Annotated in this window: 8 protein-coding genes; 5 read left to right on the top strand and 3 right to left on the bottom strand. The window is 61.6% G+C overall.

Annotated elements, in window-relative coordinates; translation table 11 throughout:
• The 3 genes from ACDP63_RS24265 to ACDP63_RS24275 all read right to left on the bottom strand — a co-directional run.
• The coding region (locus ACDP63_RS24265; protein WP_409928802.1) for an arsenic resistance protein at positions 1-259 on the bottom strand (259 nt) is incomplete at its 3' end.
• Between the two features lie 12 nt (positions 260-271).
• On the bottom strand, positions 272-697 hold the full coding sequence (gene arsC / locus ACDP63_RS24270) for an arsenate reductase (glutaredoxin) (protein ID WP_409928803.1): 426 nt from the start codon (positions 695-697) through the stop codon (positions 272-274).
• Positions 698-699: 2 nt separating this feature from the next.
• A complete protein-coding gene (locus tag ACDP63_RS24275) occupies positions 700-1,059 on the bottom strand; it encodes an ArsR/SmtB family transcription factor (RefSeq protein WP_011749404.1) in 360 nt (119 codons plus the stop codon).
• Positions 1,060-1,775: 716 nt separating this feature from the next.
• Between ACDP63_RS24275 and ACDP63_RS24280 the strand changes: the two genes are divergently transcribed.
• From ACDP63_RS24280 to ACDP63_RS24300, 5 genes are all read left to right on the top strand, one after another.
• Positions 1,776-1,973: a hypothetical protein gene (locus tag ACDP63_RS24280; RefSeq protein WP_041530327.1), complete on the top strand. Its 198-nt coding sequence runs from the start codon at positions 1,776-1,778 to the stop codon at positions 1,971-1,973.
• A 121-nt stretch (positions 1,974-2,094) separates the two neighbouring features.
• The gene (locus ACDP63_RS24285) at positions 2,095-2,343 is read left to right on the top strand and encodes a hypothetical protein (protein ID WP_017998452.1); all 249 of its coding nucleotides are present in this window, start codon (positions 2,095-2,097) and stop codon (positions 2,341-2,343) included.
• Between the two features lie 433 nt (positions 2,344-2,776).
• The gene (locus ACDP63_RS24290) at positions 2,777-3,136 is read left to right on the top strand and encodes a hypothetical protein (RefSeq protein WP_011749407.1); all 360 of its coding nucleotides are present in this window, start codon (positions 2,777-2,779) and stop codon (positions 3,134-3,136) included.
• Positions 3,137-3,393: 257 nt separating this feature from the next.
• Positions 3,394-3,600 (top strand): cold-shock protein, encoded by a 207-nt coding sequence (locus ACDP63_RS24295; protein ID WP_011749408.1) that lies wholly within the window; start codon positions 3,394-3,396, stop codon positions 3,598-3,600.
• A gap of 117 nt (positions 3,601-3,717) precedes the next feature.
• Positions 3,718-4,008 (top strand): DUF982 domain-containing protein, encoded by a 291-nt coding sequence (locus tag ACDP63_RS24300; protein ID WP_230377943.1) that lies wholly within the window; start codon positions 3,718-3,720, stop codon positions 4,006-4,008.
• Positions 4,009-4,323 lie beyond the last annotated feature (315 nt).

The raw sequence follows: 4,323 nt of genomic DNA on the forward strand, positions 1-4,323 counted from the left end.
ACAGCACCAGCACCCGCCGGTCGGCAAAGACCTTGGGCAGGTCCTCGTAGCGGACCTTGGCCAGCGGCGGATACATCATCAGGATCAGCCCGATGGCGATGGGGATGTTGGTCGAGCCCACCGCCATGGCGTTCAGCGCATCCGGCAGGCCGGAGAACAGCGTGCCCAGCAGGATGCCGAGCGCCATGGCCGCGAAGATCCACAAGGTCAGGTAGCGGTCGAGAAAGGAAAGCCGGCGGGCCGGGCTGTCGAGGGTCATCACCTGCTCCTTTCAGGCCGGGCGGATGCGGTTGCCCTGGGCATCCACGACTTGCTCGCCATCTTCCTTGCTGAAGGCGGCGCGCTGCGGCGGCAGCAGGTCCAGCACCTGTTCCGAGGGCCGGCAAAGCCGCACGCCCCTGGGGCTGACCACGATGGGGCGGTTGATCAGCACCGGATGCGCCAGCATCGCCTCGATCAGCGCGGCGTCGGTCAGCGCCGGGTCGTCCAGGCCAAGCTCGGCATAGGGCGTGCCTTTCTGGCGCAGCAGCTCGCGCGGCGCGATGCCCATGCGGGCGATCAGCCGCTCCAGCATCGCGCGCGAGGGCGGCGTCTTGAGGTATTCCACCACATGCGGCTCGATCCCGGCATTGCGGATCAGCGCCAGCACGTTGCGCGAGGTGCTGCAATCCGGGTTGTGATAGATCACGACATCCATGCTCAGGCCTCGCGGGTCAAAGTGGGGTCACAGGCACAATCCAGCGCGGCCGCGACCGGCGCGCAGATGTCCGGGTGGCCGTCGCAGCAATCGCGCATCAGGAATGCGATCAGCCCCGCCAATGTGGCAAAGACGGCGCTGTAGATGATGAAGCGCCCTTCGCGCCGGGACCGGATCAGCCCGGCATGTTCGAGATGGGTCAGGTGAAACGACAGCCGCGAGGTGCTGGCACCCCCCAGGGCCTCGCCGATGGCTCCGGCCGCCATGCCCTCCGGCCCGGCCTTGACCAGCAGCCGGACGATGCGCAGCCGGGTTTCCTGCGACAGGGCCGCGAAGCCGACAAGGGCGTGTTGCTCTTCCATCGAATCAACCTCTCAAGATATGTTGAGACAATGAAGGTGAGACCTGATGTTGTCAAGCCAGCAGGTGCGTCTCGACGACGGCTGTTCGGGGAATCCGCGGAAGGTCAACCTTGAAGCGGACGCAGTTCAGCATCTGTAAAGTCTCGTTTCCCATGTCCTGGACGCGCGGAGGAAATAGCTGACGTGACATCATCGTATCTCGAGGGCGCGGGCCCCGACGGTCGGTAACGACGCTGGCGGCGCTTAAGGAGCCACGAGATCGGAGCGACATTCTTTCCAGCCATATGACCAGCTTGCACGATAGTTTCGATCCGGAGGGCGCAATTCCATCCCTTCGACCCCATGTCTTGTTCATCCGAGCGGGATCTCCGGGCGGTGCCATGGAAGACCCCATTGTGGGCACCGGCCCAAAGAACGACGCTCTGGACCCGAGGGGGAGACCCGTCAGGCCCAGCAGGGCGAGCCGCCGGCAGTCCCGCAGCAGGGCGACAACGATCCGAAAGATGACCCAATGCGGAAGCCTGCTGACCACAGATGACAGCCGGCTGCCATGCGAAAGGCGAAGCGGGTGGAAACCTGCGGACCCCCGATCTTCCGGTAAATTGCCGCACCAAGGTGTGGTCGAAATCTGCGCTGGTATGCGGCATTCAAAAGCTGGAAGGTGAAGCGGCGGATCCAGGTCCGCCGTTTTCGCTCGTCCAGATAGCGAGGTTTCCATGACCAAACGTGTTGCCCTGACCGACGCGCTCACCGGAGCTACCGAAATCTTTGCTCAGCCGCCGTGGCATCTTGAGGGGATCCGCCATTTCCAGAATGGGGATCTGGTGAAGCTCGCCCATGACGACGGAACAACCCGGCTCATTCCGATCAGATCTTGCACGTCCGGGCTGTTCGAGCGGTTCCGGGACTGGTGACGCGACACGCGCCAGCCATGCTGACTGTCAAGCGGGCCGATACCGATGCAAAACGGGTATCCGGTCTTCGTCCTTTGGGGCAACCAGCAATCGCCTGACACGAGGCGCCAGGCAGCAACCGATGGAAGGCAGGAAGGTGGCAATCGAAAGCCCGGATCAATACGAAGCCGCCATAGAGCACCTGCTGCAAATGCTCTTTCTGGCCACCGAGCGGCCCGGCCTGCTCATGACGACGGATCTGCGGGAACACCTCGCTCTCGCCGCCCAGAAGCGCGACAGGCACGGAGATTTCGGCGCAGCGCGATTGCTGATCGAATGGGCCGACCGGATCGACGCGGCAGCGGAAAGAACCGATCCCGCGCCTGAATAGGAATCGCAAAAGCCGACTGACGCAAAACTCGTCGTAACGGCCATCGACTGCGCTGACCTCATCCTGCCGTTGCAGAACCGCTTCGTCGTCACCGAGATTTCTTTCTCGGGCTTTCCGGAGGTTGGTCGATAGGCGAATGTCTCCTATGGCCTGCAGCCCCCTGACACCCCATATCAGCCATGCCTGTTCGAATTTTTTCGTCCGGCAACAGGGAGACCCAGACCGTGGATTCCGCAGACATCGCCAGCACCCCCGAGAAACGACCCGAGCCGCAGCATGATGCAGGAGTGCGCCGGCGTCGGAAAAGGGACGGGAACGAGCGCGGCATGCTGGTTCGCGTCGCGAGCGGCATGGGCGATCCGACGACTGACAGGGCGTGATCGATGGGCCGGCAGGCCCAAGAAGAGCAATCACATAAAGGGAGGGGGCGAAAATGGTCTCATTGGTCGAGAACAGCGACAGAGATATCAGGGAACGGCTGAGCGATATCGAGCTCCGCTTGAGCGAGCTGGAACTGCAGGGCCTCCAGGGCGGGGTCTACTCCAACCCCGGCGGCAAGGAGCAGAGCCTGAGGGATGTCCTGGCCTGGCTGGAGCGGATGACCCCGGTGGTGCGCCGGCTCTACTGGGCGATCAAGGAGGCGGCTCCCCAATTCGATGGGCCGGACAGAAAGGCGCTCGACCAGGCCGTGGGCGCGCTCGATGCATGGCAATCCGCCCATTCGCGGCTGCATGAGACGATAGCGGAAACGAACGCCCGGGAACTGGGCGGCAAGGAACAGCACGAAAGCTGAGACTTGCAGTTTGCGGTAAAAACGGCGTTTCTCCGGATTTTCCGTCGATGCGGGTCGCAAATTCTTTCCTTGCCGAACAACGGGTAATGGGCCGGGATCGCATGATTCCCGGAATTTCCTCGTAAATTCAGCCGGCATGACCTATATAGGATCAGCATCTCTTGTTTTCGGACCCTGTTCCTTGCGGCTCAGCTTCGATCTTCAGCTTTGCCGAGCCGCTGCGCTGTGTGAGCGGTATTTTTGAAAGGAACAGCACGATGGCCAATGGCACCGTGAAATGGTTCAACTCCAATAAAGGCTTCGGCTTCATTGCCCCGGAAACGGGCTCGAAGGATGTCTTCATCCATATTTCCGCGCTCGAGCGCGCCGGCATCCATCATCTGAACGATGGCCAGGCGATCGCCTATGATATCGAGCGTGACCGCAATGGCCGGGAATCGGCAACGAATCTCGTTCTCTCCTGAGAGCAGCGCCGAAGGGTAATACAGGCGGGGTCGGCTTCATGCCGTCTCCGCTTTTCCTTGAGGAGGGTGGGCATGCGTTGCCCGCCATTCCAACCGTTCCGACAGAAAAGTTTCATTATGGAAATTCACTGGGGCACGCCCCTTTCATTCGTCATTTCGTCTGCCGGCGAGGTGCAGAAGTTCAGCAAGATCGAGCAGGCGAGATACTGGCTCCGCAGGAGGTGGCCGGTTTCCAATACGGCCCAGCACCATGCGCTCGAGCAGCTGGATGCCGCCCTGCACTGCCTTGTATCGGTGGGATCGGCGCGGCGGGCTTTCATTGCCGCTGCAAAAGCTGCCGGTTTCGTGCCCGAAACCTCGATCGCACAATCCGCACGTCCCTTGTCCGCTTGCATGGCGACGATCTGAGACCGGGGTTGGTCCTGCTATGGCGGTGCCTGTGCGGGAATGGAAATGCTCCGCAGAGTGACCAGCCGAAAGCCAGCTGGTCGATCCTGAACAGGCTGTGGGGCCTCGGCCAAGAGCTATCGCAAGAAAGATAAGCTACCGGGACTTTCGAGTGCCTCGGATATTCCGATGCCCTTGGCGTACAAGCCAACCCTGCGCTTAGTAGGTATACGCGGCTTTGTTGCGCAAATGGCTGACGGGATTCATCTTGCGAATCCAGCGTGATACCTTTGGGCATGAGCAGCTGGACCCCGACGAGATACAAGACCACGAACT

It is taken from the genome of Paracoccus sp. P2, assembly GCF_046335115.1.
In the GTDB taxonomy this organism is placed as follows: Bacteria; Pseudomonadota; Alphaproteobacteria; order Rhodobacterales; family Rhodobacteraceae; genus Paracoccus; species Paracoccus pantotrophus.